Below are 25,580 nucleotides of genomic sequence, written 5' to 3' on the forward strand. Positions count from 1 at the left end.
ATGCACGTCGTCTTCCGCGAAAGCCATGGGTTAGAGGAAACGGAAACCCCCACCGATCTGGGCCAGAGCCCGGCGGATCTGGTGGTGCTGTCCTTTTCCGACAGTGACCTTGGTGCTTTTGCGGCAGGCTGGCATCGCGGTGGCGGGGCCGACGGGCGGATGCCGACGATGCGGCTGGCCAATCTAACGGCGCTGAAGCATCCGTTGTCGGTCGACACCTATGTCGAACAGACGCTTGAGGAGGCCAAGGGCATTCTGATCCGCCTGATCGGCGGGGTACCCTACTGGTCGTATGGCCTGCAGCAGGTTCTGGCGCTGGCGCAGGCCAAAGGTATCGCGCTGGCCGTGCTGCCTGCGGACGGGCGCGAGGATACGCGGCTGGATGACTATTCCACCCTGCCCGTCTCAACCCTGCGCCGTCTGGCGCATCTGTGCGACACGGGCGGCGAGGTCGCGGCGCAGGCCGCTTTGGCGCAGATGGCGCTGGCGGCAGGGCTCTATGCCGGGCCGGTGATGGGGGCCAAGACAATCCCCGAATGCGGCGCATGGTGCCCGGATCGTGGCGTGATCCCGGCAGATACGGCCTTCACGGGCGGTGCGAAACGTATCGTGGTAAGTTTCTACCGCGCCTATCTGACATCCGCCGATACCGCCCCGGTCGCGGCCCTGATCCACAGCCTGCGCGCGCGCGGGTATGAGGCCGTCGGGCTGTTCGCGCCCTCGCTCAAAGCCCCCGCAGCCGCCGACTGGCTGCGCGAGCAATTGGTGGGCATGACACCATCGGCCATCATCAACGCCACCTCATTCTCGGGCAAAAGCGCGTCGGGCACCTCGCCCTTGGACGCCGCAAATGTCCCGGTGTTTCAGGTCGCGCTGGCCACCTCACGCAGAAAAGCATGGGCCGAGGCGGAACGCGGGCTGTCCCCCGCCGACCTCGCCATGCATGTGGTTCTGCCCGAGGTGGACGGGCGGATCACAGCGGGTATTGCATCCTTCAAGGAACCGGGCAAACGCGATCCGCATCTGGAATATTCGCGCTTTGCCCACCGGGCCGAACCTGAACGGATCGAAGCCATCATCGACCGGGTGACCGGCTGGCTGAACCTGAACGACAAACCCAAGGCGGAACAGACCCCTGCGCTGGTCCTGTCCACCTACCCCGGCAAGGATTGGCAGATGGCCCATGCGGTAGGCCTTGACGCGCTGGCCTCGGCCGAGGCGATGTTGACCGATCTACAAGGCGTGGGCTATGACACCGCCCCCGACGAACCAATTGCCGAAACGCTGTTGGACGCGCGTATTTCGTGGTCGTTGCAGGACTATCTGACTGCAGTGTCAGACCTGCCGGACCAACTGCGCGCGGACCTCGACACCGTCTGGGGCAAGCCCGAGGACGACCCGGCATTCTCGGACGGCGCATTCCATTTCACCGCTCTGCACCGCGGCAAGGCGCTGGTCGCCCTGCAACCCGAACGCGGCACGCCCGAGCTGCGCGATGACGATTATCACGACCTGTCGCGCACCCCGCGCCACAGCTATGTTGCCTTCTATCTTTGGCTGCGCAAAAGCCTGCGCGCCGATGCGCTGATCCATATCGGCGCACATGGCACGCTGGAATGGCTGCCCGGCAAATCCGTCGCCCTGTCGGCGAACTGCTGGCCCGAGGTTCTGATCCGCGATCTGCCGGTGATCTACCCCTTCATCGTCAACGACCCCGGCGAGGCCGCGCAGGCCAAGCGCCGGATCGGGGCCGTCACGCTGGGCCATATCCCGCCCCCGATGAAGCAAAGCGATACGCCCGACAGGATGGTGCGGCTGGAATCGCTGCTGGACGAATTCTCGAACGCTGACGGGCTGGACCCCAAGCGCCGCGACCGGCTGCAAGAAGATATCCGGGATGAGGCGCAGGCCATCGGGCTGGAAAGCGATCTGGGTCTGGATCGGGCCACCTGCACCGCCAAGGCGATCACCCGCATCGACCGTTTCGTCTGTGACATCAAGGAAAGCCAGTTCGGCGACGGGCTGCATATCTTTGGCCGCGTGCCCGAGGTAACCGCCAATTTCGACGCCGCCCCATCGGCCCACGCCGAACGCCGCGCCCTGATCGACGCTTTGGCCGGAAAGCGGATCGAGGCAGGCCCGTCCGGCTCCCCCTATCGCGGGCGGTCGGATGTGCTGCCCACCGGGCGGAACCTTTATACCACCGACCCGCGCTCGGTGCCGACGCGTTCGGCCTATACGCAGGGCGTGAAACTGGCCGAGGAATTGGTGCGGCGGCATTTGCAGGAGGAAGGCGATTATCCCAAGGGGCTGATCGTCGATCTGTGGGGTTCGGCCACCATGCGCACCGCCGGGGAAGAGTTTGCCATGGCGCTGCACCTGCTGGGTGTGAAACCGGTCTGGGACAAGGGTTCGGAACGGGTTTCGGGGATCGAGGTTCTGCCGATCACCGACCTCAGCCGCCCGCGTCTGGATGTGACCCTGCGCGTCTCGGGCCTGTTCCGGGATGTGTTCCCGACGCTCTCGGCGCTTTATGGTCAGGCCGTGCGGGCCTTGTGCGACCGCGATGAAGCCACAGACTGGAACCCCTATGCCGGTCAGGCACCTGCCGCCCGTGTGTTTGGCCCGGCGCCCGGCAGTTACGGTCTGAACATGACCCATCTGTCCGAGACCTATACGGATGAAGCCCGCGAACAGGCCGGGCAGGCCTGGCTGGACGCCAGTTCCTTTGCGCTGGAGGGGGAACATATCGCGCAGGATGTCGACGGCATCACCCAGCGTGTCGCCCATGCAGACAGTTTCGTGCACTTGCAGGACCTGACCGAAACCGACCTGCTGCTGGCCAATGATTACGCCACACATGAGGCCGGGTTTGCCGCCGCCAAGAAAATCACCGGCGGCACCGCGCAGCTGTACCATCTGGACAATACCAACCCCGAAAACCCGCGTGCCCGCACCCTGCCCGAGGAGATCAGCCGCGTGGTCCACGCCCGCGCCGCCAACCCCGGCTGGATCGCCGGGATGCAGCGGCACGGGTTCCGGGGGGCTGCCGAAATCGCGGCGACGCTGGATCACATGGCGTCCTTCGCGCATCTGTCCGGCACGGTCGCGCCGCATCTGTTCGATATTTATCACGATGCCACGCTGGGCAACGCCGAGGTCGATGCCTTTCTGCAAGAGGCCAACCCGCAGGCGCATCAAGCCATGCAGGACCGGTTCCGCGCTTTGCTTGAGGCGGGTCTGTGGAACACGCGCCGGAACTCCATCCGCGCCGATCTGGAGGGGTTGGGATGAGCGCCGCCCCTAAACCCGTTGTTCAGGGCTGGTGCCCCGGCGCACACCGCCCGATGATGTCGGGCGACGGTCTGGTCGTGCGTGTACGCCCCCGGCTGGCGCGGCTTGACGCGGCGCAGGCGCTGGGTCTGTGCGATCTGGCCGAACGGTTCGGCAATGGCACCATCGACCTAACCAACCGGGCCAACCTGCAACTGCGCGGGGTCGCTGAACAGGACCACCAGTCACTGCTTAAGGAACTGGCGGTGCTGAACCTGCTGGACGCGGAATCCGGCATCGAGGTGCGCCGCAACATTCTGGTCACCCCCCTATACCAGGCGGGCGACCTGACTGCGCGGCTGACGCAACAGCTGATCGACCGGTTGGCAGAGCTGCCCGCCTTGCCCGCCAAGTTCGGCTTTGCCATCGACACAGGCCCCGAACGGCTGTTGGCGGCGGATTCGGCGGACATCCGGTTGGAGATCGGCCTCAACGGCCTGATCCTGCGCGCCGACGGGGTCGAAACCGGGCGCTATGTGACCGAGGCTGAAGCCATCGACCAGCTGATTGCGCTGGCGCGTTGGTTTGCCGATGCGCACACGCCGGAAACCCGCCGCATGACGCGGGTGATCGCAACGCAGGGCTTGCCGTCGGAATGGCAGGGCAGCGCGCCCGCCCCTTTGGGTACACTACTGCAGCCGGGTGCCTGCGATCTGGGCACACTTTATGGCGCGGCTTTTGGACAGCTACTGGCGCATAAGCTCCATGATCTGATTAAGGACAGCGGCGCATCCGCCCTGCGCGTCACCCCGTGGCGGCTGATCCTGTTGGAAGGCGGGGCGGCGATACCTGCCCCGACCTTTGTCACAGACGCGGCCGACCCGCTGATGACCACCGACGCCTGCCCCGGCGCGCCATTCTGCCCGCAGGCGCAAGTGGAAACCCGCGATATCGCCCGCGCGTTGGCCCCACGCGTACCGGGGCACCTGCATGTCTCGGGCTGTGCCAAGGGATGCGCGCGGATGGGTCCCGCCGACGTCACTTTGGTTGGCGACACCGGACGATTTGATCTTGTCAAACAGGGCCGCGCGGGGGATGAGCCCTGCCAGCGCGGGCTAAGCCCCGAAACACTCATGACCATGGACTTCACCTGATGCCCTATGAATACGAAACCGACGGCGCGGCGATTTACAAGCAAAGCTTTGCCACCATCCGGTCCGAGGCTGATCTGGCCCGGTTCGAAGCCGATGAAGAACAGGTCGCCGTCCGTATGATTCATGCCGCCGGGATGGTCGGGCTGGAAGAGTTCGTACATTTCTCACCCGGTTTCGTACCTGCGGCCCGCACTGCGCTGGAAAACGGCGCGCCGATCCTGTGCGACGCACGCATGGTCAGCGAGGGCGTCACCCGGTTCCGCCTGCCCGCCGACAATGAGGTGATCTGCACCCTGCACGACGAACGTGTCCGCCCGCTGGCCGCCGAGATGGGCAACACCCGATCCGCCGCCGCGCTGGAGCTGTGGCGCCCGCATCTGGAGGGCGCTGTGGTCGCCATCGGCAATGCGCCGACTGCCCTGTTCCACCTGTTGAACATGCTGGAAGACCCTGACTGCCCACGCCCCGCCGCCATCATCGGCTGCCCAGTGGGCTTTGTCGGTGCGATCGAATCCAAGGACGCCCTGTGGGAGGCGCAACCGGTCCCCTCTTGCATCGTCAAAGGCCGGTTGGGCGGCAGCGCCATCACCGTCGCCGCCATCAACGCCATCGCGAGCCGCGCGGAATGAGCGGCGGCAAGATATACGGCCTGGGCCTGGGCCCTGGTGATCCGGATCTGATGAGTGTCCGGGCCGACCGCCTGTTGCGCAACGCCCGCCACGTGGCCTTTTTTCGCAAACCGGGCCGCAGCGGTCAGGCGCGCAAAATCGTCAATGGCATGATCCCGGGCGATGCGGTGGAATTCCCGATGGAATACCCCGTCACCACCGAAATCCCCTTGAGCGACCCGCGCTATAACGAACTGCTGTCGGCCTTCTACAAAGAGTGCGCGGCGCATCTGAAATCCCTGTCTGATCAGGGTGAGGATGTGGTCGTTCTGTGCGAGGGTGATCCGTTCTTTTATGGCTCATTCATGCATCTCTACAACCGCTTGCGGGACAAAGCTGATGTCGAAGTCGTGCCCGCCATCACCGGCATGTCCGGCGCGTGGACGGCGACCGGTGACCCGATCACCTGGGGCGATGACGTGCTGACCGTGCTGGTCGGCACCCTGCCCGAGGACACTCTGGCCGAGCGTATGTCGCAGACCGACGCGCTGGTGGTGATGAAGATCGGGCGCAACATCGACAAGGTGAAGCGGGCGCTGAAAACCGCCGGGCTGTATGACCGCGCTTGGATCGTCGAATTCGCCCAGATGCCCAATCAGCGGGTGTGCAAACTTTCCGAAAACTGTGAGGGGATCACCCCCTATTTCTCGATCATCATCGTGCATGGTCAGGGGCGGCGGCCATGAGCGGTTGGATCAGGATCGCGGGCCTCGGCCCCGGCAATGAGGATCTGGTGACGCCCGAAGTGTCGGCTGCATTGACCGAGGCTACGGATATCGTCGGCTACATCCCCTACGTTGCCCGCGTGGCGGAGCGCCCCGGCCTGACCCTGCACGGCAGCGACAACCGGGTAGAAATCGACCGCTCGCAACACGCGCTGCAAATGGCGGCCGAGGGGAAACGGGTGGTCGTTGTCTCCTCGGGCGATCCGGGCGTGTTTGCCATGGCCGCAGCGGTGTTCGAGGCGCTGGAGAACGGCCCGCACGAATGGCGCAACATTCCCATTGACGTGCTGCCGGGGATCACTGCGATGCTGGCGGCGTCTGCCCGGGCCGGTGCGCCCTTGGGGCATGATTTCTGCGCCATCAACCTCAGCGACAACCTGAAACCATGGTCCCTGATCGAAAAACGCCTGCGTCTGGCGGCGCAGGGCGATTTTGCCATGGCGTTCTACAACCCGCGCTCAAAATCCCGCCCGGAAGGGTTTGTAAAAACGCTGGAAATCCTGCGTGAGGAATGTGAACCCGAACGCCTGATCCTGTTCGCCCGTGCCGTTTCCCGCGCGGATGAGGCGATCCGGATTTCGACCCTGGCCGAGGCCACGCCCGAGATGGCGGACATGCAGACAGTTGTGATTGTCGGTTCCTCGCTGACTCGCGTGATTGAACGGGACACCGCCCCGATCATCTATACGCCAAGGTTCACTTCGATCGGAAATCAGGGATGAGCCAGCCAGTCCAGAACCTGCGTCACGCTCGACAGTTCGACCCGCTGCGGCAGGGCCGGACGGTCGATCATCAGCACCGGCAAGCCCAGCGCCCGCGCGGCGTCCAGCTTGGCCCGCGCGCCGGTGCCGCCTGCGTTCTTGGACACCACCAATTCGATCCCATGGCGCTGCATCAGCGCCCTGTCGTCCGCCTCGGAAAACGGCCCGCGCGACACGACCACATCGCAATGCGGCGAGGGCAGAGCGTCAGGTTCGTCCACCAGCCGCAGCAGATAATGGTGCTGGGATTGGACCGCAAAATCCTCAAGATGCATCCGGCCCACGGCCAGAAAGACACGCTGTGCCGGGCCAGACAGCGCAGCCACCGCTGCCGTAATGTCGGGAACGTGGGCCCAGCGATCCCCGTCCTGCGCATGCCATGCCGGGCGGGTCAGCGCGGCCAGTGGCACCCCAACTTCGCGGCAGGCGGTAACGGCGTTACCGCTCATCTGTGCGGCAAAGGGGTGGGTGGCATCGATCACATGGGTGACCGCGTTGTCCCGCATATACCCTGCCAGCCCGTCAGCCCCACCGAATCCGCCGGCACGCACCGGCAAGGGTTGCGGACGCGGAGTGTCGACGCGCCCGGCATAGGAATAGACCGCCGAAACACCCTGTGCAGCCACAGCTTTGGCCAGCGCATTGGCCTCGGTCGTGCCCCCAAGGATCAGGAGATTTATCATGTCTGAGGCTCCGTGGCTGACCGTTCTGGGCTTGGGCGAAGATGGACTGGATGGCCTGCCCCCCGCAAGCCGTCAAGTGCTGGAGCGCGCTGAAATCATCATGGGGCCGCCGCGGCATCTGTCGCTGATCCCGGACAGTGCCGCGCAAAAGGTCGAATGGCCGGTGCCCTTTGCGGATGGCCTGTCAATTCTGAACGGCTTCCGGAGTCGGCCCACCGTTGTATTGGCCTCGGGCGATCCGTTCTGGTTCGGTGCCGGATCGGTGATCGCACGCAATTTCGAGGCCGGGGAATGGGCCGCCCTGCCGGGTCAATCGACCTTTTCACTGGCTGCCGCGCGGCTGGGCTGGCCGCTGGAAAGCACGCTGACATTCGGCCTGCACGCCGCCCCGCTGACGCGCCTGCGGCCGCATCTGTCGCCGGGATTGCGCGCCATCCTGCTGCTGCGCAACGGGGCGGCGGTGGCGGAACTGGCGACCTATCTGACCGAAACCGGTTTCGCGGACAGCGCCCTGCACGTCATGGAGGCGCTTGGCGGCCCCCGCGAACGCGCCCGCAGCGTGTCGCTGACCGAGGCGTTGCTGGGCAGTTTCGACCATCCCGTCTGCGTCGGGCTTGAGGTCGCAGGTGAAGGGCGCGCATTCCCCAAGGCTTCGGGCAAGCCAGACGAGATATTCGAGACCGACGGCCAGATCACCAAACGCCCCGTGCGCGCGCTGACCCTGTCGGCACTGGCCCCAAGGCGAGGTGAGCATCTGTGGGATATTGGTGGCGGCACCGGGTCGATCAGTATCGAATGGCTGATGTGCGACCCGACCCTGACGGCAACAACGGTTGAGCCGCTTGCAGATCGCGCGGATCGCATCCGCCGCAACGCCGACACGCTTGGGCAGGATCGGCTGCATGTGGTGCACGGCACCGCGCCGGATGCGCTGCCGGGGCTTCCCACGCCGGACGCGGTGTTCATCGGCGGCGGGTTAAGCGCAGATCTGCTGAACTGGCTGCACGGCACCCTACCCGCAGGCACCCGACTGGTTGCCAATGCCGTGACGCTGGAAAGCGAGGCGTTGTTGGCGCAGTGGCAAGGCAAACTGGGCGGAGATCTGCTGCGCATCGAACTGGCACATGCGGCCCCGCTTGGCCCCCGGCGCGGTTGGAAATCGGCCTATCCGGTGGTGCAGTGGAGCGTGACCCTATGATCGTCGCGGGCCTGGGGTTTTCGTCAGCGGCCACGCTAGACAGCCTGCGCGCGGCTTTTGATCTCGCCGGCACCGGGCACACCGTGGACGCATTGGCCACGGTTGCCGACAAAGAAGGCCATGCCGCGCTGATGCAATTTGCCGCCACAACGGCCCTGCCCCTGCACTTTGTCGCGCCCGCCGATCTGGCCGGGCAGCGCACGCTTACATGCTCGAACCGCAGCCGCGCCACCTATGGCACCGGCAGCGTGGCCGAAGCATCCGCCCTTGCCGCCGCTGGTTCTGGCGCGCGGCTGCTTTCACCCAGACACATCTCGGACGACCGGCTTGCGACCTGCGCCGTCGCCATCGGAGGACAGACATGACCGTTCATTTCATCGGCGCCGGACCGGGCGCCGCCGACCTGCTGACCCTACGCGGGCGCGATATCATCGCGTCCTGCCCCGTGTGCCTTTATGCCGGATCGTTGGTGCCCGAGGAAATCCTTGGCCATTGCCCCGAAGATGCGAAGATCGTGAACACGGCATCCATGGATCTGGACCAGATCATGGCCGAGATCGCGACTGCGCATCAGGCCGGTCAGGATGTGGCGCGCCTGCATTCGGGCGACCTGTCAGTCTGGTCGGCGATGGGCGAACAAATCCGGCGGTTGAAAAAGATGAGCATCCCCGTCAGCGTCACGCCGGGCGTGCCATCCTTTGCGGCGGCCGCGGCGTCTTTGGGAACGGAGCTGACCCTGCCCGGATTGGCGCAATCGGTGGTTCTGACCCGGACACCGGGCCGCGCATCCTCGATGCCCGAGGGCGAGACGCTGGAAAACTTCGCCCGCACTGGCGCGACATTGGCCATTCACCTGTCGATCGGCAATCTGGACAAGGTGATTGCCGATCTGACTCCGGCCTATGGCGCAGACTGCCCGGTAGCGGTGGTGTACCGGGCCAGTTGGCCGGATGAGAGGATCATCCGCGCCACGCTGGATACGTTGAAAGAGGCGTTGGACGAAAGCATCTCTCGCACCGCCCTGATCATGGTCGGCCCCGCGCTGGCGGGTGAAGGGTTCGACGAAAGCTGCCTGTATTCCAAAACCTATGACCGCCGCTATCGCCCGCAAAGCGCCGACAGCCCCTGGTCAAGCTGGAGCCACGGGGATGACTGAAGCAATGATCAACCCTCCGGGCCTTCTTATTTCCGCGCCGTCTTCCGGGACCGGCAAAACCACTGTCATGCTGGGTCTGCTGCGCGCATTGGCCGAGGATGGTCTGACCGTGCAGCCGTTTAAAAGCGGGCCGGATTACATCGATCCGGCCTTTCACCGGGCAGCGGCGGGGCGGGCCTCGTTCAATCTGGACAGCTGGGCGATGGGTGAGCCGCTGCTGAACGCAATTTCGGCGCAGGCCGAAGGTGCGGATATCGTGGTGGCCGAAGGGTCGATGGGTCTGTTTGATGGTGTCGCCAAGCCGGGCGAACTGGGACACGGAACCAGCGCTGAAACTGCGCTGCGGATGGGTTGGCCGGTCGTATTGGTTCTGGACGTCGGCGGACAGGCACAATCGGCGGCGGCAACGGCGCTGGGGTTTCGGATGTATAATCCCGACCTGCCCTTTGCCGGTGTGATCCTGAACCGCTGCGCCAGCCCGCGCCACGAACGTCTGACCCGGCTGGGCATGGAACGCGCGGGATTGCCAGTGCTGGGTGTTTTGCCCCGACGCGGCGACCTGACCCTGCCCGAGCGGCATCTTGGCTTGATACAGGCCGTTGAACACCCGGATCTGGAAAGCGCAATCGCGGGCTATGCTGCGTTCCTGCGCGAACATGTGGATCTGGAGGCGATCAAGGTGGCGGCTTCCTCAGGCCCGGTCGGGCCATCGTCAGCCGCGCTGCCGCGCCCTCCGGCGCAACGAATCGCATTGGCCCGGGACGCGGCGTTTTCCTTTACCTACCCACACCTGCTGGAAGGTTGGCGCGCGGCGGGGGCCGAGATTTTGCCGTTTTCCCCGCTGGCAGACGAAGCCCCGGCGGCGGATGCCGATCTGGTCTGGTTGCCAGGTGGGTACCCCGAGCTGCACGCCGGAACGCTGGCTGCCGCTGGAACATTCCTGACAGGCTTGCGCAAACATGCCGAAACCAAACCCGTCCACGGGGAGTGCGGCGGCTACATGGCGCTGGGTCAGGCGTTGATCGACAAAGAGGGTGTTCGGCACCAAATGGCCGGACTGCTCGGGCTGGTGACCTCATATGAAAAGCGCAAGTTCAACCTTGGGTATCGCAAGGCGCAATTGTTGACCGGTATGCCCGGGTTTGCGGTGGGTTCGGCCCTGCGCGGGCATGAGTTTCATTACTCCTCGATCATCGAGCAGCCGGATGCGCCGCTGGCGCGCGTCTTCGACGCCGAAGGGGCCGAAGGGCCACAAACCGGATCGGTGCGCGGCAATGTGACAGGCACTTTCTTTCACCTGATCGCGGCAGCCTCGGCATGAGCGGTTTCGTTTCGTTCATCGGTTCAGGCCCTGGCGACCCCGAATTGCTGACGCTCAAGGCAGTGGACCGGATGCAAAAAGCCGATGCGGTGCTGTTTGATGACCTCAGCAGCGGCCCGATCCTGAGCCACGCCCGTGAAGACGCCGATCTGGTTGGGGTCGGCAAACGCGCCGGGCGGCCTTCGCCCAAGCAGGATCACGTCAGCCGGTTGCTGGTCGATTACGCCAAGACCGGTGCCCGCGTGGTGCGGTTGAAATCCGGCGATGGCGGGCTGTTCGGGCGGTTGGAGGAAGAATTGGTCGCCCTGCGCGCGGCCGGGATCGAATACGAGATCATCCCCGGCATCCCGTCCGCTGTGGCTGCGGCGGCCGCGGCGGGCATTCCGCTGACACGTCGCCTGACGGCCCGGCGGGTGCAGTTCGTCACCGGCCACGATGTCAGCGGCAGACTGCCCGAAGACCTGAACCTGCCCGCGCTGGCTGATCCGGATGCAACAACCGTGGTGTTCATGGGAAAGCGGACCTTTCCCCTGTTGGTCAAGGCTTTGCACGAACACGGTCTGCCGCTGGATACCCCTGCCCTGATGGCTGAATCTGTTTCGACCCCCGACCAGAACCTGCACCGCGCGACCATCGGCGCATTGTCGGACAAACTGGCCTCCGAGATCGGGACGGCACCGGCGCTGATCCTCTATGGGCCGCTGGCGGAGTTCGATGATGTATGACCTGACCCTGATCGGTATCGGCACCGGCAATCCGGACCATGTGACCTTTCAGGGCGCCCAGGCCATTCAGGATGCCGACCTGATCCTGATCCCGCGCAAGGGTGAGAACAAGGCCGATCTGGCCGGGCTGCGCGAAGAGATCATCGCCGCCGTGACCGACACTCCGCCGCAGATCGCATACTTCGACGTCCCGCAGCGCCGCGCCGACGACGGCTATCTACGCGGGGTCGATGAATGGCACGACGCCATCGCCCTGCGCTGGCACGAGGCGATTCTGACGCATCCGGGCGCGCGCCATGTCGCCCTGCTGATCTGGGGTGATCCGTCGCTGTATGACAGTTCGCTGCGAATCGCAGCCCGGCTGGAGCCGCAGCCGATGATCCGAGTGATACCCGGAATCACCGCGCTGCAGGCGCTGACAGCGGCCCATGCGATCCCGATCAACGATCTGGGCGCGCCCTATGTGGTTACATCGGGGCGGCGCATACGGGATGAAGGCTGGCCCGCAAATGCCTCAAAAGTGGCGGTTATGCTGGACGGGGAATGTTCATTCCAAAGCCTCGATATGGCAGATTACGATATCTGGTGGGGCGCGTATGTCGGCATGAAGCAAGAGATCCTGATCAAGGGACATCTGGACGAGGTGGCAGGCGACATTCTGGCCAACCGCGCCCGCTGCCGGGCGGATCATGGCTGGATCATGGATATCTATTTGTTGAAAAAGCGCGCGATTTGACCGGAATGGTCGCAATTGACGATTGCGCGATAACGATATTACCGGCTAAATGAAATCGTCTGGTCCTGCCGGAGACATCCGAAGGCTAAGAGGGAATTTGGTGTGGCTGTCCCGTGCAGTCAAATCCAAAGCCGCCCCCGCGACTGTAAGCGGAGAGCCCCTGTTCAACCTGCCACTCCTGTTCTCAGGGGGAAGGCGAACAGAGGCACCGACCCGCAAGCCAGGAGACCTGCCAGGCGTGAATCGAAACACCAGCCGTCGGGTGCGACGGCATAGGAGATTGAATGATGACAACACAAACAAATACGGCATCCGCCACGCGCACAGGCTTTGTTCCGGTCATGTTCGCCGTGGTTTTGGGTCTTGGTATCATCACGCTGACCGGTCACGTTCAGGCAGCAGCACTGCATGACGCCGCGCATGACGTACGTCACGCGACCGGCTTCCCCTGCCACTAAGACCATGTTCAGTCGTATTTTGACCAGCGCGTTGTTCGCTGGTGCTGCAGCAGGGCTGATTGCCGCCTTGCTGCAGTTGGTCTTTGTGCAGCCTGTATTGCTGCACGCAGAACTGTACGAATCCGGTGAGCTGGTTCATTTCGGGGGCGAGGCCATTTCCGCCCATCCCGAATTGCCGGGCATGTTCTCGGACCTGACCCGCGACGCGCTCAGCGTCGTTTTCACCATGCTGACCTATACCGGCTATGCGCTGATGATGGTTGCGCTGATGTCCGTGGCCGAGGGCCAGGGTCACACGGTTGATGGCCGCACGGGCGTTCTGTGGGGGCTGGCCGGGTTCATCGCCTTCCACCTTGCGCCCGGGTTCACCCTGGCACCCGAGGTGCCCGGTGTTGCGGCGGCTGACGTCTATGCGCGTCAGGTCTGGTGGTTTGCGACCGTTGCGGCGGCGCTTGTTGCCCTGTGGCTGATCGCCTTTGGCGGCAATCTGATCAGCTATGTGGTTGCAGCGGCTCTGCTGCTGGCACCACACCTGATCGGCGCGCCCGAGCCGGATGTTTTCACCGGCCCCGTCCCGACAGAAATCGGTGCCCTGTTCGCCGCCCGGGCCTTTGGCATCGGGCTGGTCGCATGGGTTCTGGTCGGCACCTTTGCCGGCTATTTCTGGCAAAGCGAAGGCAAACGCGCCCAAGCGGCGGCCTGATCGCACCACATCCAAGCGCGCCGGGTTCTGCCCGGCGCGCTTCTTTTATTTGTATTCAAGGAAAAGAAAATGGCACGCTCACTTGCCCTTTTTGCAATTGGTCTGGTGTTCGGCGGCGGTGCTGGATTTGTTCTGGCTGCGGCCAACGGCGTCACCTTTGACAGTCACGACCACGGCGATCCGTCCCAACACGGCGGCGCGCAGGCCGAAGCGATGGCGCATGATCACTCGGCCGCCGTGAACTTGCCCGCAGGGGCCAATGCACCCGGCATCGAAATCGCGCTGACGCGGGACCCGATGGCCGGATGGAACCTGCAAGTCATTCCACAGAACTTTCGGTTCGCCCCGCAAAACGCATCTGCGGCAGACAACGATGGCGAAGGTCACGCACATGTCTATATCAACGGCAAGAAACTGGCCCGGCTGTACGGCAACTGGATGCATATCGCGGATTTGCCGAAAGGCGAGGTTGAGGTTTCGGTCTCGCTGAACGCCAACAGCCACAGTCCGCTGATGGTTGAAAACGTCCCGGTCAGTGCGGCTGTGACCGTTCAGGTCGACTAAAGCGCCGGTATCCGTGCGCGCAAACACATCCGAAGCCGCCCGCATGGCCGGGCGTCTTCGATCCAGCCCGCGGGGCTGTCCAGATAGGTCTGGCAGGTCGCGGCAATATCGTCGGCATCCGCAACGACATTGACCCCCGAAAACACATATGACGCCCGCCCCGCCGACTGTAACGCCAGCGCGGTCGGTTCGGCACAACCGCTGAAACAGGAATGATCGGCGACTTCAACACGGTCTGCCAGACCGGCGCGGGTCAGCGCCGCATTCACGGCCAGCTGTTCAGCCATGCGGTCGCGCGTGCCTGCGCAACTGGTGCAGATCAATAGTCGTATCTGGTCCAAATGCGGCCTCTCATCGTGTCGTCCGCATGTTTCTGCGGGTTTCCGGCAGCCGGTGCAATGCGGAAAACACACGGGATTGTGCGTGCGTCGCCCGTGGTTTTCTGCCATCAATCGGGCAATCACATCGAATGAGGCACCAATATGCGCGCGCTTTGGGGATTGCTCTGTTTTCTGGCTCTGCCCGCCTGGGCCGAGGAACCGCTGTCGGGCTGGGCCGAGTATCCGACCGACAAAATCTATGACACGCTGGTGGCCGACACCAAGGCGGCTGTGAAGGAAAACGGGATGATCGTGGTCACGCAGGCCGGGCCGACCAAGGCCGCCGCCGCCCGTGGCATCACGATCCCGGGCAATCTGGTGATTGGCGCGTTCAACAACGACTATGCTGTGCGGGTTCTGGAAACCTCGACCCGCGCGATGATCGAAGCGCCGATCCGGTTTTACGTGACCGAAAATGCGGACGGCACCGCCACCCTGTCTTACAAAACACCCAGCTTTGTCTTTGCGCCCTATGTGTACGAGGGCGGCGACCCGTTGCGCGATATTGCGGCTGAACTGGATGAAAAGTTTCAGGCCGTAGCGGAATCCGCAGTCAAATAGTCACACTGACGTGAACCTGCTTGCGTCCGGGCGCGTCCTCCGCAATCTGCAATGCAGCAAAGAATTCGGAGCATAACTGATGCAGGATCTGTCCCCCCGCGCAGCTGACCTATTGGCACAACGATTGCACGAGGCCGGATGCCGCCACGCCTTTGGCATGCCCGGCGGCGAGGTGCTGACGCTGGTGGATGCGCTGGAACAGGCCGGTATCACCTTTCATCTGGCCAAGCATGAAAACGCCGCTGGCTTCATGGCCGAGGCCGTGCATCACCGCGATGGTGCGCCCGCCATTCTGCTGGCCACGCTTGGCCCCGGCGCGATGAACGGGATCAACGTGGTCGCCAATGCGTTGCAGGACCGGGTGCCAATGATCGTGCTGACCGGCTGCGTTGATGCGGATGAGGCGCTGACCTACACCCATCAGGTCATGGATCACGCGCAGGTCTATCGCTCGATCACCAAGGGCACGTTTACCCTGACCGCGCAGGGTGCGGATATCATCGCCGACAAGGCGGTGTCGCTGGCCAACCAACCGCGCCCCGGCCCGGTGCATATCGACGTGCCGATCTCGGTCGCTGATACACGTGTGTCCGACACCAAGCGCCGCCGTCTTGCCAAACCCGCCGTCGTCGCGCCCGAGGGGAACTGTGTAGAAAAGGCCCGCCGCTGGGTGGCCGAGGCGGAACGGCCCATCGCCATTGTGGGTCTGGACGTGCTTTATGACGATTCGCGCAATTTGGTGCAGGCGTTTCTGGAACATTTCAACATCCCCTTCGTCACTACCTACAAGGCCAAAGGCGTGGTCCCCGAGGATCACCCGCTGTGCCTTGGCGCTGCCGGGTTGTCGCCGCTGGCCGACAAGCATCTGGTGCCGTTGGTCGAACAATCCGATCTGGTGCTGTGCCTTGGTTATGATCCCATCGAAATGCGCCCCGGCTGGCGCGAGATATGGGACCCCGAGGAAAAACGTGTCATCGACATCTCAGCCGTGGTCAATGACCACTATATGCATCAGGCCGGGTTGAATCTGGTGGCCCATACGGGGGCCACACTGGAAGCCATCGCCAAGGGCAACGCCGCCCGCGCAACATGGCCCGCAGGCGAGCCCGCGCAGGTCAAGGCGGCGCTGGCGCTGGCCTTCCCCACTGATGAAACATGGGGACCAGCTGCGGTGATCGCCGAAACGCGGGCGGCTTTGCCCTCCGAAACTCTGGCCACTGCTGACAGCGGCGCGCACCGCATTCTGCTGAGTCAGATGTGGGAATGCGCCGAGGAACGCGGGCTGATCCAATCCTCGGCCCTGTGCACGATGGGCTGCGCGGTACCCATGGCGATCGGCCTGAAACTGGCTGCACCGGACCGCCCTGTGATCAGTTTCTCGGGCGATGCCGGGTTCCTGATGGTCGCCGGAGAGCTTTCGACTGCCGCCGAAATGGGTGGCAACCCGATCTTTCTGGTGTTTGTCGACGCCAGCCTTGCCCTGATCGAGCTGAAACAGCGTCAGCGTCAGATGGGCAACACGGGCGTGGATTTCGACCGCCACGACTTTGCCGCCATGGGTCGGGCATTCGGCGGCGACGGGCACACGGTGCGCAACCGCGAAGACCTGCGCGCGGCGCTCAAAACTGCTATGAAATCTGACACATTCACGGTAATCGCTGCCGAGATTGACCAAGGAGCATACGATGGCCGTATCTGAAGGACCGCTGAAGGGCGTCAAAATTCTGGACCTATCCCGCATTCTGGCAGGCCCAACCTGCACACAGCTGCTGGGCGATCTGGGTGCCAGCGTCATCAAGATCGAAAACCCTGCCACGGGTGGTGATGACACACGGCAATGGGGCCCTCCGTATGTTGAAGACGCGCAGGGCAACCGCTCTGACTTAAGCGCGTATTTCATGTCGGCCAACCGCAACAAGAAATCCGTCGCCATCGACATCGCCACGCCCGAAGGACAGGCCGAGATCAAGCGGCTGGCCGCCCACGCCGATATTCTGGTCGAGAATTTCAAACCCGGCGGGCTGGCTAAATACGGGCTGGATTACGCAACCCTGTCGCAAGATTTGCCGGGCCTCGTTTACTGTTCAATCTCTGGCTACGGCCAGACCGGGCCAAATGCGCCAAAGCCGGGGTACGACCTGATGGCGCAGGGGTACGGCGGGGTCATGTCCCTGACCGGAGACCCCAAAGGCGCGCCGATGAAAGTGGGCGTGGGCATCGCAGATGTGATGTGCGGCATGTACGCAAGTGTCGGCATCCTGGCCGCCCTGCGCCACCGGGACCAGACCGGCGAAGGCCAGCAGATAGACCTGGCGCTGGTCGATGCGCAGGTCGCCTGGCTGATCAATGAAGGCGTGAATTACCTGACCTCTGGCACAGCCCCGCAACGGCGCGGCAACGGGCACCCCAACATCGTGCCCTATGATGTTTACGAAACCGCCAACGGCCATGTCATTCTGGCCGTCGGAAATGACACCCAGTTCCAGCGGTTTTGCGACTTTATCGACCGCCCCGATCTGGCAGATGATCCCCGTTTCGCGACCAATCCGGCCCGGCTGGAACACCGCGATGCGTTGAATGCCGTGCTGCGTCCGGCGGTCGAATCCTTTGAAACCGAAACCGTCATAGCCGAGCTTGAAGCGCGCAAGGTGCCGGTTGGTCCGGTGCAGACGCTGGATCAGGTGTTTGCAACCGATCAGGTTGCCGCCCGCCAGATGCAGGTCGCCATGCAGGCCCAGCCGGGTGAGGTGCAATTGATCGGGAATCCGCTTAAACTGTCGCGTACGCCTGTAACATACAGGACAGCGCCGCCGGTGTTCGGGGCTGACACTCAGGCCGTATTGAACGCGGAAGACCCGTTCGAAGACTGAAACACAGCGCATGTTTCGGCGGCAAGTTGCTGAAACATGCCCTTGAATCGGCGGTTTTTTTCACGTTTTACGCACACAGCGTTTCACCAATTCGAGAGCATGGCGGATACTGATACGCCCTCGCCAGACTCTCTGGTAAGCCCAAAAGAGTAGAAATTCGCAAATGGATTGGACCGCCAGCATGAAACAAGATGTTTTCGGACAGATGAACACCCTCAGCCAACCGGCAAGCGTCGAGGCATGGAACGGTGTTCTGCTTGGATTCATGGCACATTCCGCCAGCACACCGCAGCATCTGGGCAAAGTGCTGGAGCTTGAACCCGACTTTGCACTGGGTCACGCGATCAAGGGCCTGTTCATGGTTCTGCTGGGCCGACGCGAGATGATGGCGGTCGCGGTCGAGGCTTTGGCGGCGGCCAACACAGCGATGGAACGGCAGCCGGTCACCGAACGGGAACGGCAGTATGTCGAGGCGCTGAGTTTCTATCTGGCCGATCTTCCCACGCAAGCGATCCAGAAGTTCGAAGAAATCCTGCGCACACACCCACAGGATTCACTGGCCATGAAGCTCAGCCATGCAACACGGTTCGTTCTGGGCGATGCCGAAGGGATGCGCCGGTCGATCGAACGGGTGATGCCTGCCTATGAGCCCGACCATGCCGGGCGCGGCTATCTGCTGGGCTGCCACTCGTTCGCGCTGGAGGAAACCGGTGCTTATGAAAAGGCAGAAATCGCCGGGCGTCAGGCGCTTTGGATGGTGTCAGACGATGCTTGGGGCCTGCACGCCGTGGCCCACGTACACGAGATGACGGGCAATGCCCAACTGGGCCTTGACTGGCTGGCCGGACGCGAGGACGCTTGGACCCACTGCAACAACTTCCGCTATCACGTTTGGTGGCACAAAGCATTGATGCATCTGGATCTGGGTCAGGTCGATCATGTGATCGAGCTGTATGACAATTACATCCGACAGGATAAAACCGACGATTATCGCGATATTTCAAACGCGACATCGCTGTTGTCGCGGCTGGAACTGGAAGGCGTCGACGTTGGCAACCGCTGGGAAGAACTGGCCGATCTCAGCGCCACCCGGACCGAAGATGGCTGCCTGATCTTTGCCGATCTGCACTATCTGCTGGCGCTGACCGGCGATAACCGCTCGGACGCGACCGGCAAGATGCTGCAGCGCATCCAAAAGGACGCGCAACGCAATCAGGGGGACACCCCGATCCGCATGTCCGACCCGGGCATCGCAGCCGCCAAAGGGCTCGAAGCCTTTGGTGATGGCCTATACGGTGCCGCGTTTGACTTTTTATCGAGCGCGCGCAGTGGTATGCAACTGGCAGGTGGCAGTCACGCCCAACGTGATGTATTCGAGCGCATCACCATTGATTCCGGCCTGCGCGCGGGCCACCTGGATGCAGTCGAGCGTATCCTGGACGATCGCCGCACAAAACGCGCCGGGGGCGAGGACAATTATGCCTTAGCACGCCGCGCATTGATTGACGCAGCACGTGACAACGGCGACGCACAAAGCGTGCCGGCTGAATAAACAAAAGACCAAGAAGGACAGAAAACGTATGGCGACTTTTTCGCCCGCTTCTGATTTTGCACCAGTGGCAGCCTCGGCTGCCGCACCTGTACGCACGCGCGATCCGCGTCTGGATTTCTATCGCGGTATCGCGATGTTCATCATCCTGATCGCGCATATCCCCAACGACCCTTGGGCCAAGTGGATTCCCGCGCGCTTTGGGTTTTCCGACGCGACCGAGATCTTCGTGTTCTGTTCTGGCATGGCCTCGGCCATTGCCTTTGGCGGGTCTTTCCTGCGCAAGGGGTGGTGGATAGGCACTGCTCGCGTCGCGTTCCGCATCTGGCAGGTGTATTGGGCACATATTGCGCTGTTCTTCTTTGTCGCCATGTCCATGGCCGCCCTGGATCAGAGCGGGCTGTTCGCCAAAAGCTATATCTCATCGCTGAACCTGCAGCATTTCTTCAACGATCCCGCCCAGCAGATCATCGGGCTGTTCACGTTGACCTATGTGCCGAACTACTTTGACATCCTGCCGATGTATCTGGTGGTTCTGGCGATGATGCCGCTGTTTATGGGTTTGTCCCGAATTGGCTTTTGGGCGGTTGCTGCGGCTTCGGTCGCACTTTGGCTGGTGGCCCAGACCGATGTGCTGGACCTGCCAGCCGAGCCATGGTCGGACCGCCAGTGGTTCTTTAACCCCTTTGGCTGGCAGCTGCTGTTCTTCACCGGCTTTGCCTTTATGCGCGGCTGGATTTCGGCCCCGCCGGTGTCAAAAACACTGATCTGGGCGGCGGCGCTGTTCCTGATCTTTTCGATGCCTTTTGGGTCGTGGAAGGTTTTCACCTGGGTCAACGCCGCAGCCCCCGATCTGGCCGAGGAAATCCGCAAAGTTTGGCCCATCACGAAAGAGTTCCGCGACAAGACGGATTTCGGCCTGTTCCGCTATCTGCATTTCCTGTCGCTGGCTTATCTGGGTTGGGTTGTGGCGGGCGAACATGGCCACCGCCTGATCGCCACAGGTCACGGCGCGGCAGCGCGGGTCTGGCAGACCTTGCTGACCGTAATCACCAGGGTCGGGCAGCAATCGCTGGCGGTGTTCGTATTTTCCATGGCAGCAGCACGACTTATCGGCGTCGGGCTGGACCTGAGTGGGCGGGATGTTGCCAGTGTGTTCATCGCAAACATGATTGGCTTTGCCATGATCATCGGTGTGGCGTATCTGGCCGGCTGGTTCAAATCTCAACCGTGGAAATCAAAGAAATGAATTTTACACGACGCGCATTTCTGGCCTCGACATCGGCGCTTGCTTTCGCGCCGGCCACATTCGCCACCGGTGGGGAAACCCCGTTTGACCGCAACGACGTCATCGCGCTGGCCCGTGATCTGGCCAGCCGCCCCTATGCCGAACGCGAGATGGTGCCGCAGGAATGGCAGGACCTGACCTATCAGCAGTATCGCTCGATCCGGTTCCGGCTGGACCGCGCGCTTTGGTTTGAGACCGAGACGCCCTTCAACGTCGATTTCTTTACGCCCGGCCTGTATTTCCCGCGCACAGTCAAGGTTTCGACGGTCGATAACGGTATGACCACGCCGGTCGTGTTTGATCTGGCAATGTTTGACAAGTCCGAGGACGTGCCGGAGCTGCCCATTGATGACACGCTTGGCTTTTCCGGCCTGCGTCTGCGCACCGAAATGCACCGCCCCGGCGAAACCGATGAGTTCTGCGTCTGGCAGGGCGCCAGCTATTTCCGCGCCATCGGCCTGCACGAGGTTTATGGGCTGTCCGCACGTGGTCTGGCCCTGAAAACCGGTGATCCGGATGGCGAGGAATTCCCCGAATTCATCCGCTTCTGGCTGGAACGTCCCAAACCGGGTCAACGCGATATGGTGGTTCACGCGCTGATGGACAGCCCCAGCGTGACAGGGGCCTATCGGTTCAAAGTGACCGCCGGGGCCGATTGCGTGATGGACATCGAAGCCACCCTGTTCCCACGCGAAGACCTGACCCATGTCGGCATTGCACCGGGGACGTCGATGTTCCTGTTCGATCAGACCAACCACAGCCGGTTCGACGATTTCCGCCCTGCGGTACACGACAGCGATGGTCTGCTGATCCGCAATGGCGCGGGTGAGGTCCTGTGGCGACCGTTGGCCAACCCGACCCGCCTGCAAGTCTCGTCCTTTGTCGACACGAACCCGCGCGGATTTGGTCTGATGCAGCGCAAACGCGATTTCTCGGACTATGCCGATCTTGAGGCAAATTATCACAAGCGCCCCGGCCTGTGGGTCGAGCCAGGTAGCGACTGGGGCAAAGGCGCTATCACACTGGTCGAAATTCCCGCTGATCAGGAAATTTATGACAATATCGTCGCCTACTGGCGCCCGGCCGAGCCCTATGCCGCTGGCAGTCAGGTTGATCTGTCTTATCAGCTGATCTGGGGCGATGAACCGCAACAGACCCCAATGCCGCGCGTTATCAACACGGCGATGGGTGAAAACACATTCGGCGAAGGGCGTTTGGCCGTCATCGACTTTGAAGCCAGTGAGCTGTACGACGACCCCGACGCAATGACGATCTTCGTAAGCTCGCCCCACGCGGAAACCTCTGAAGGCGTGCTGCAACACAATCCGGATACTGGCGGTTTTCGCCTGGCGTTTTCTTTCCAGCCCGGTGAACGTGACCACGTCGAACTGCGCGCGCAGTTGCTAAAGGACAAACAGCCCGCCTCAGAGGTTTGGCTGTACCGTTGGACCTCATGAACCACGATCTTCATATCATGCCCCCCGAGGCGCCATTGACCATGCCCGCGCAGGATTTCAGCGCAGAGTTCCGGGATGCACAGGTGCCTGACGCGGGCCGCCGACCCTCGGCCGGGTTCTGGCGCGCATTGGCGTTTTCGCCCGCTATGGCGGCCACGCTGGGTTTGCTGTGGGTCATGAGCGACTGGTTCGGGGCCGAGGGCATCAACCTGATCGAGGCCATCCTGCTGGCGTTGATCTCGTTCAACTTTTTCTGGATCTCTTTCACGGTCTGCACCGTACTGTTGGGAATGGTGTCCCTGTCCCGGCAGGAACAACCCAAACGTCAGGGCCGCCCCCAGCCGTTGCGCGTCGCCCTGATGATGCCAGTCTACAACGAAGTGCCGTGGAACGTATTGGGCAACGCCCGGACGATGCTAGAGGATCTGAATGCGCGGGGTGGGCAGCACCACTATGCCATGTTCATCCTGTCCGACACCCGTGACCCCGAGATCGCGGCACAGGAACAGGCCAGCATCGAGGCACTGCGCACCACCCTCGCCCCCGATCTGGAGCTTTACTACCGCCGCCGGGAACAGAACACCGACCGCAAGGTCGGCAATATCGCCGATTGGGTCAGCCGCTGGGGTGCCGATTGGGATGCGATGCTGGTGCTGGATGCCGACAGCCTGATGACCGGCCGCGCCATTCTGCGCCTGACGGATTCGCTGGCGCGTGATTCCGGTGCGGGCCTGATCCAAAGCTATCCGCAGCTGATCGGCGCACAGTCCGTCTTTGCCCGGATGCAGCAGTTTGCCAATGGTGTCTACGGCATCGCCTTTGCCGAAGGTCTGGCCCGCTGGTGCGGGCAAGAGGGCAATTATTGGGGCCATAACGCCATCATCCGCACCAAGGCATTTGCCAACTGTGCGGGCCTGCCGAAGCTGCGCGCGCTCAACGGTCAGGAAAAACTGATCATGAGCCATGATTTCGTCGAAGCCGGGCTAATGCGCCGTGCCGGATGGGGCGTGCGGTTCCTGCCCCGCATCCGGGGCTCGTACGAGGAAACACCGCCCACACTGATCGACCACGCCTTGCGCGATCGTCGCTGGTGTCAGGGCAACCTTCAACATTTGAAGCTGTTGGGGTCAGCCGGTTTCCGCGCCGTGTCGCGGTTCCACATGTTCCACGGTGCGGTGGGATATCTGATGTCACCGCTGTGGTTTGCGCTGCTGGTGATGTGGGCGTTGATCGGTCAGGGTGAAGAGGCCTCGGTCCTGCATTATTTCAGCCCGGACAATCCGCTGTTCCCACAATGGCCCGAAATGACCGAGACCCGCCATGTGCTGATCATTCTGGTCATGTACGCGATGCTTCTGGCGCCCAAGGTTCTGGGCGTTCTGGCCCTGCCCCTCAGCGGTGTGCGCTATGCGGATTTCGGCGGCGGGCCAAAGTTTCTGACCTCGTTCCTCGCCGAAGTTGTCCTGTCGATCCTCTATGCACCGATTTTGATGGTTCAGCAGATGATTGCGGTATTCCGCACTGCACTTGGTGTTCAGAAAGGCTGGTCCCCGCAGGCGCGGGACGGCGGCAGCTACAGTCTGCGGACGCTGATCCTGTGCCATGCGCTGGAAACCATCAGCGGCATTGCGCTGAGCGTTGGCATCCTGTCCGGCCTTGTGTCGATCTGGCTGGCCCCGATTGCCATCAGTCTGGCGCTGGCCATTCCTCTGTCCGCGCTCAGCGGTGTTTCAGCCGGTGCCGCGCGGCGCATGGTCGGAATGAAAGAGGATTTCCACGAACCCGCCATCACCCGCTCGGCCCGGCGTCACCGGAACGAGCTGAAGCGCGTGATCGAGGGCAAAGGCGTGATGACCCCTGCCGAGTGATTATCCGCCCGGCAGGCCTTCGTACCAGTCGACCATCATGTCGGCCCAGCCCTTGGGTACGTTGTGGCCGCCGGGGAACAAGGCAAACTCCAACATACTACCATCGGCGCATCCGGCCCAATACCGCCGCATGAACTGGCCCGTGGTCGAAAAGCCGCTGGGTTTGGTGTCGGCACATTCATTGGCGACCCGCCAGATTTCCAGCCCAGCAAAGATATCGCCCTGATGGAAGCGTCCGCCGCCCAGAATGCGACCCTCCAGCGGTACCACATTGTCAGTCCAGCCATGGGTGTGGAACATCCGCACCGGGCCTTCGCATGCCTCGGGATGCGGACGCCAGAACCCGCCAGACACCGGCGCATAGGCCGAAAACGTATCGGGTGCCGCGCAGGCGAGGTAGTAGACCATGAACGCGCCAGCTGAAAACCCGCCCAGTACCACGCGGTCGGTATCAACCCCGAACCGGTCCGAGGCGTCCTGAACAACCTCGGTCAAAAAGGCGGTTTCATCGCGCCCTTCCCATCCGGGAAAGAAATTCCAGCTTTGGCGACCGTTCCGTTCCGACCCTTCGGGAGCCATCACCGCATAGCCCCGCGCCAGCAGGGGTTCGACCATCCCGCGGTTTTTCAGGGTTCCGGTCGCAGAGCCGCCATAACCATGCAAAAACACCACCAACGGCGGGCTTTCTGCCTCGGGTAGTTCGATGTGATACCCGCCCGATGCGGTTTCGCACATGCTCTCTTGATCGGCGCAGGCGGCAAATCCCGCCTGCCCGGCCAGCGCCAGCCCCGTTGCCAAGGTCAATCCACGGATCATCCTGCCTCTCCTTTATTGTGCTGAACCGGCAAACCGGCGCGCACCCACCCCGGCCCTGCGGCCGAGCCCAGCATACCCTCGGGCACGTCTATGACATTAGTAAACCCCGCCTCGGTCAACCTGTTGCTCAGCCGGGCCGAGCGGACCCCGCGCGCGCAGATCAACGCGACCGGCGCATCGCGGCGACCACCGGTCAATGTCGTCAGGGCCTGCTCGAAATCGTCACGGCGCATGTCCAGCGGATGTGCCCCTTGGGCCACCCCGGTGGCCTGCCATTCCCGCGGCGTACGAATGTCGACCAGCAGAATGTCACCGGCCTGTGCCTGCTGGTGCGCCTCTTCGACACTCAACTGACCGCCGGTATAATCCTGCGGGATCAGGCGGTACTGCCGGATGGCAAAAGCGGCGGCGATGGTTGTGCCACCACCTGCCAAAATCCACCGGCGTGTTCTGTTCGCTTTATCTGCCACACGGCCCCCTTCCTGATCCAACGGAGCGTCTTTATCACAGCCCCGATGTCAAATCCGCGTCGAATTTTGGGTGGCAGATCAAGTTCGCGTCATTTTCACGCACCTGAATGAACAGCGGGATCCCTGCAATGGGGCGTCGCGAAAAACTTGCAATAGCTGGACAGTCAGAAAATTTTCTTTACAAAATCAGTACCAC

Annotated in this window: 25 protein-coding genes and 1 riboswitch; of the genes, 21 read left to right on the plus strand and 4 right to left on the minus strand. The window is 62.8% G+C overall.

Annotated elements, in window-relative coordinates; genetic code table 11:
- Genes cobN through cobJ form a run of 5 tightly spaced genes read left to right on the plus strand, consistent with a single transcriptional unit; the run spans nt 1 to nt 6,542 of the window.
- Nucleotides 1-3,294 (plus strand): cobaltochelatase subunit CobN, encoded by a 3,294-nt coding sequence (gene cobN, locus JT51_RS07595; RefSeq protein WP_037310300.1) that lies wholly within the window; start codon nt 1-3, stop codon nt 3,292-3,294.
- A complete protein-coding gene (locus JT51_RS07600; RefSeq protein ID WP_037310302.1) occupies nt 3,291-4,427 on the plus strand; it encodes a cobalamin biosynthesis protein CobG in 1,137 nt (378 codons plus the stop codon). The genes cobN and JT51_RS07600 overlap by 4 nt, the downstream gene beginning before the upstream one ends.
- Nucleotides 4,427-5,056, plus strand: a complete 630-nt coding sequence (locus tag JT51_RS07605; RefSeq protein ID WP_037310305.1) for a precorrin-8X methylmutase — start codon at nt 4,427-4,429, stop codon at nt 5,054-5,056. Before JT51_RS07600 ends, JT51_RS07605 begins: the two co-directional genes overlap by 1 nt.
- Nucleotides 5,053-5,781, plus strand: a complete 729-nt coding sequence (locus JT51_RS07610; RefSeq protein ID WP_037310308.1) for a precorrin-2 C(20)-methyltransferase — start codon at nt 5,053-5,055, stop codon at nt 5,779-5,781. Before JT51_RS07605 ends, JT51_RS07610 begins: the two co-directional genes overlap by 4 nt.
- Entirely contained in the window at nt 5,778-6,542 is a 765-nt protein-coding gene (cobJ, locus tag JT51_RS07615) for a precorrin-3B C(17)-methyltransferase (protein WP_037310311.1), read from the plus strand. The genes JT51_RS07610 and cobJ overlap by 4 nt, the downstream gene beginning before the upstream one ends.
- On the opposite strand, the gene JT51_RS07620 is transcribed toward cobJ, so the two are convergent.
- Entirely contained in the window at nt 6,533-7,264 is a 732-nt protein-coding gene (locus tag JT51_RS07620; RefSeq protein ID WP_037310314.1) for a cobalt-precorrin-6A reductase, read from the minus strand. The two genes, cobJ and JT51_RS07620, sit on opposite strands and share 10 nt — an antisense overlap.
- Between JT51_RS07620 and JT51_RS07625 the strand changes: the two genes are divergently transcribed.
- The 9 genes from JT51_RS07625 (at nt 7,263) to JT51_RS07660 (ending at nt 14,125) form a co-directional block, all read left to right on the plus strand.
- Nucleotides 7,263-8,462: a bifunctional cobalt-precorrin-7 (C(5))-methyltransferase/cobalt-precorrin-6B (C(15))-methyltransferase gene (locus JT51_RS07625; protein ID WP_037310317.1), complete on the plus strand. Its 1,200-nt coding sequence runs from the start codon at nt 7,263-7,265 to the stop codon at nt 8,460-8,462. The genes JT51_RS07620 and JT51_RS07625 overlap by 2 nt on opposite strands.
- Complete coding sequence (locus tag JT51_RS07630; RefSeq protein ID WP_037310319.1) at nt 8,459-8,827, plus strand: cobalamin biosynthesis protein; 369 nt, start codon at nt 8,459-8,461, stop codon at nt 8,825-8,827. The genes JT51_RS07625 and JT51_RS07630 overlap by 4 nt, the downstream gene beginning before the upstream one ends.
- Nucleotides 8,824-9,618, plus strand: a complete 795-nt coding sequence (gene cobM / locus JT51_RS07635) for a precorrin-4 C(11)-methyltransferase (protein WP_037310322.1) — start codon at nt 8,824-8,826, stop codon at nt 9,616-9,618. The genes JT51_RS07630 and cobM overlap by 4 nt, the downstream gene beginning before the upstream one ends.
- The gene (locus JT51_RS07640) at nt 9,611-10,939 is read left to right on the plus strand and encodes a cobyrinate a,c-diamide synthase (protein WP_037310325.1); all 1,329 of its coding nucleotides are present in this window, start codon (nt 9,611-9,613) and stop codon (nt 10,937-10,939) included. Before cobM ends, JT51_RS07640 begins: the two co-directional genes overlap by 8 nt.
- A complete protein-coding gene (gene cobA, locus JT51_RS07645; RefSeq protein WP_037310329.1) occupies nt 10,936-11,664 on the plus strand; it encodes a uroporphyrinogen-III C-methyltransferase in 729 nt (242 codons plus the stop codon). The genes JT51_RS07640 and cobA overlap by 4 nt, the downstream gene beginning before the upstream one ends.
- Nucleotides 11,657-12,400, plus strand: coding sequence for a precorrin-6A synthase (deacetylating) (gene cobF, locus JT51_RS07650; protein ID WP_037310332.1), 744 nt, complete (start codon nt 11,657-11,659; stop codon nt 12,398-12,400). Before cobA ends, cobF begins: the two co-directional genes overlap by 8 nt.
- Before the next feature lie 43 nt (nt 12,401-12,443).
- A riboswitch (cobalamin riboswitch) is annotated at nt 12,444-12,652 on the plus strand.
- 35 nt (nt 12,653-12,687) lie between these two features.
- Nucleotides 12,688-12,858, plus strand: coding sequence for a CbtB domain-containing protein (locus tag JT51_RS21460; RefSeq protein WP_081894654.1), 171 nt, complete (start codon nt 12,688-12,690; stop codon nt 12,856-12,858).
- 4 nt (nt 12,859-12,862) lie between these two features.
- Nucleotides 12,863-13,561: a CbtA family protein gene (locus JT51_RS07655; RefSeq protein ID WP_037310337.1), complete on the plus strand. Its 699-nt coding sequence runs from the start codon at nt 12,863-12,865 to the stop codon at nt 13,559-13,561.
- A gap of 69 nt (nt 13,562-13,630) precedes the next feature.
- The gene (locus JT51_RS07660; protein WP_037310341.1) at nt 13,631-14,125 is read left to right on the plus strand and encodes a hypothetical protein; all 495 of its coding nucleotides are present in this window, start codon (nt 13,631-13,633) and stop codon (nt 14,123-14,125) included.
- Here the strand turns inward: JT51_RS07660 and JT51_RS22210 are convergent.
- The gene (locus tag JT51_RS22210; protein ID WP_037310343.1) at nt 14,122-14,466 is read right to left on the minus strand and encodes a DUF1636 domain-containing protein; all 345 of its coding nucleotides are present in this window, start codon (nt 14,464-14,466) and stop codon (nt 14,122-14,124) included. The two genes, JT51_RS07660 and JT51_RS22210, sit on opposite strands and share 4 nt — an antisense overlap.
- A gap of 141 nt (nt 14,467-14,607) precedes the next feature.
- Between JT51_RS22210 and JT51_RS07670 the strand changes: the two genes are divergently transcribed.
- From JT51_RS07670 to mdoH, 7 genes are all read left to right on the plus strand, one after another.
- Nucleotides 14,608-15,066, plus strand: a complete 459-nt coding sequence (locus JT51_RS07670) for a DUF302 domain-containing protein (protein ID WP_037310344.1) — start codon at nt 14,608-14,610, stop codon at nt 15,064-15,066.
- Between the two features lie 79 nt (nt 15,067-15,145).
- Complete coding sequence (locus JT51_RS07675; protein ID WP_037310347.1) at nt 15,146-16,765, plus strand: thiamine pyrophosphate-binding protein; 1,620 nt, start codon at nt 15,146-15,148, stop codon at nt 16,763-16,765.
- Nucleotides 16,752-17,936: a CaiB/BaiF CoA transferase family protein gene (locus tag JT51_RS07680; protein WP_037310350.1), complete on the plus strand. Its 1,185-nt coding sequence runs from the start codon at nt 16,752-16,754 to the stop codon at nt 17,934-17,936. Before JT51_RS07675 ends, JT51_RS07680 begins: the two co-directional genes overlap by 14 nt.
- A gap of 181 nt (nt 17,937-18,117) precedes the next feature.
- Entirely contained in the window at nt 18,118-19,488 is a 1,371-nt protein-coding gene (locus JT51_RS07685; protein ID WP_037311901.1) for a tetratricopeptide repeat protein, read from the plus strand.
- A gap of 28 nt (nt 19,489-19,516) precedes the next feature.
- On the plus strand, nt 19,517-20,734 hold the full coding sequence (locus tag JT51_RS07690) for an OpgC family protein (protein WP_037311904.1): 1,218 nt from the start codon (nt 19,517-19,519) through the stop codon (nt 20,732-20,734).
- Nucleotides 20,731-22,230 (plus strand): glucan biosynthesis protein, encoded by a 1,500-nt coding sequence (locus tag JT51_RS07695; protein WP_037310352.1) that lies wholly within the window; start codon nt 20,731-20,733, stop codon nt 22,228-22,230. Before JT51_RS07690 ends, JT51_RS07695 begins: the two co-directional genes overlap by 4 nt.
- A complete protein-coding gene (gene mdoH / locus JT51_RS07700) occupies nt 22,227-24,098 on the plus strand; it encodes a glucans biosynthesis glucosyltransferase MdoH (RefSeq protein WP_037310354.1) in 1,872 nt (623 codons plus the stop codon). The genes JT51_RS07695 and mdoH overlap by 4 nt, the downstream gene beginning before the upstream one ends.
- On the opposite strand, the gene JT51_RS07705 is transcribed toward mdoH, so the two are convergent.
- Together JT51_RS07705 and JT51_RS07710 are read right to left on the minus strand one after the other, a co-directional pair.
- A complete protein-coding gene (locus tag JT51_RS07705; RefSeq protein ID WP_037310357.1) occupies nt 24,099-24,914 on the minus strand; it encodes an alpha/beta hydrolase family esterase in 816 nt (271 codons plus the stop codon). It abuts the gene before it with no gap.
- Nucleotides 24,911-25,384, minus strand: a complete 474-nt coding sequence (locus tag JT51_RS07710; protein ID WP_037311907.1) for a rhodanese-like domain-containing protein — start codon at nt 25,382-25,384, stop codon at nt 24,911-24,913. Before JT51_RS07710 ends, JT51_RS07705 begins: the two co-directional genes overlap by 4 nt.
- Between the last annotated feature and the right edge of the window lie 196 nt (nt 25,385-25,580).

Origin of the sequence: Ruegeria halocynthiae, from assembly GCF_000743705.1 — a bacterium.
In the GTDB taxonomy this organism is placed as follows: Bacteria; Pseudomonadota; Alphaproteobacteria; order Rhodobacterales; family Rhodobacteraceae; genus Ruegeria; species Ruegeria halocynthiae_B.

Coding starts and splice junctions, on each gene's coding strand:
- cobF (WP_037310332.1), top strand. CDS start 11,657: ATGTATGACCTGACCCTGATCGGTATCGGCACCGGCAATCCGGACCAT.
- JT51_RS07655 (WP_037310337.1), top strand. CDS start 12,863: ATGTTCAGTCGTATTTTGACCAGCGCGTTGTTCGCTGGTGCTGCAGCA.
- cobJ (WP_037310311.1), top strand. CDS start 5,778: ATGAGCGGTTGGATCAGGATCGCGGGCCTCGGCCCCGGCAATGAGGAT.
- JT51_RS07695 (WP_037310352.1), top strand. CDS start 20,731: ATGAATTTTACACGACGCGCATTTCTGGCCTCGACATCGGCGCTTGCT.
- JT51_RS07630 (WP_037310319.1), top strand. CDS start 8,459: ATGATCGTCGCGGGCCTGGGGTTTTCGTCAGCGGCCACGCTAGACAGC.
- JT51_RS07605 (WP_037310305.1), top strand. CDS start 4,427: ATGCCCTATGAATACGAAACCGACGGCGCGGCGATTTACAAGCAAAGC.
- cobM (WP_037310322.1), top strand. CDS start 8,824: ATGACCGTTCATTTCATCGGCGCCGGACCGGGCGCCGCCGACCTGCTG.
- JT51_RS07690 (WP_037311904.1), top strand. CDS start 19,517: ATGGCGACTTTTTCGCCCGCTTCTGATTTTGCACCAGTGGCAGCCTCG.
- JT51_RS07610 (WP_037310308.1), top strand. CDS start 5,053: ATGAGCGGCGGCAAGATATACGGCCTGGGCCTGGGCCCTGGTGATCCG.
- JT51_RS07705 (WP_037310357.1), bottom strand. CDS start 24,914: ATGATCCGTGGATTGACCTTGGCAACGGGGCTGGCGCTGGCCGGGCAG.
- JT51_RS07660 (WP_037310341.1), top strand. CDS start 13,631: ATGGCACGCTCACTTGCCCTTTTTGCAATTGGTCTGGTGTTCGGCGGC.
- cobN (WP_037310300.1), top strand. CDS start 1: ATGCACGTCGTCTTCCGCGAAAGCCATGGGTTAGAGGAAACGGAAACC.
- JT51_RS07685 (WP_037311901.1), top strand. CDS start 18,118: ATGAAACAAGATGTTTTCGGACAGATGAACACCCTCAGCCAACCGGCA.
- JT51_RS07620 (WP_037310314.1), bottom strand. CDS start 7,264: ATGATAAATCTCCTGATCCTTGGGGGCACGACCGAGGCCAATGCGCTG.
- JT51_RS07625 (WP_037310317.1), top strand. CDS start 7,263: ATGTCTGAGGCTCCGTGGCTGACCGTTCTGGGCTTGGGCGAAGATGGA.
- JT51_RS21460 (WP_081894654.1), top strand. CDS start 12,688: ATGACAACACAAACAAATACGGCATCCGCCACGCGCACAGGCTTTGTT.
- mdoH (WP_037310354.1), top strand. CDS start 22,227: ATGAACCACGATCTTCATATCATGCCCCCCGAGGCGCCATTGACCATG.
- JT51_RS07670 (WP_037310344.1), top strand. CDS start 14,608: ATGCGCGCGCTTTGGGGATTGCTCTGTTTTCTGGCTCTGCCCGCCTGG.
- JT51_RS07600 (WP_037310302.1), top strand. CDS start 3,291: ATGAGCGCCGCCCCTAAACCCGTTGTTCAGGGCTGGTGCCCCGGCGCA.
- JT51_RS07680 (WP_037310350.1), top strand. CDS start 16,752: ATGGCCGTATCTGAAGGACCGCTGAAGGGCGTCAAAATTCTGGACCTA.
- JT51_RS07675 (WP_037310347.1), top strand. CDS start 15,146: ATGCAGGATCTGTCCCCCCGCGCAGCTGACCTATTGGCACAACGATTG.
- JT51_RS07640 (WP_037310325.1), top strand. CDS start 9,611: ATGACTGAAGCAATGATCAACCCTCCGGGCCTTCTTATTTCCGCGCCG.
- cobA (WP_037310329.1), top strand. CDS start 10,936: ATGAGCGGTTTCGTTTCGTTCATCGGTTCAGGCCCTGGCGACCCCGAA.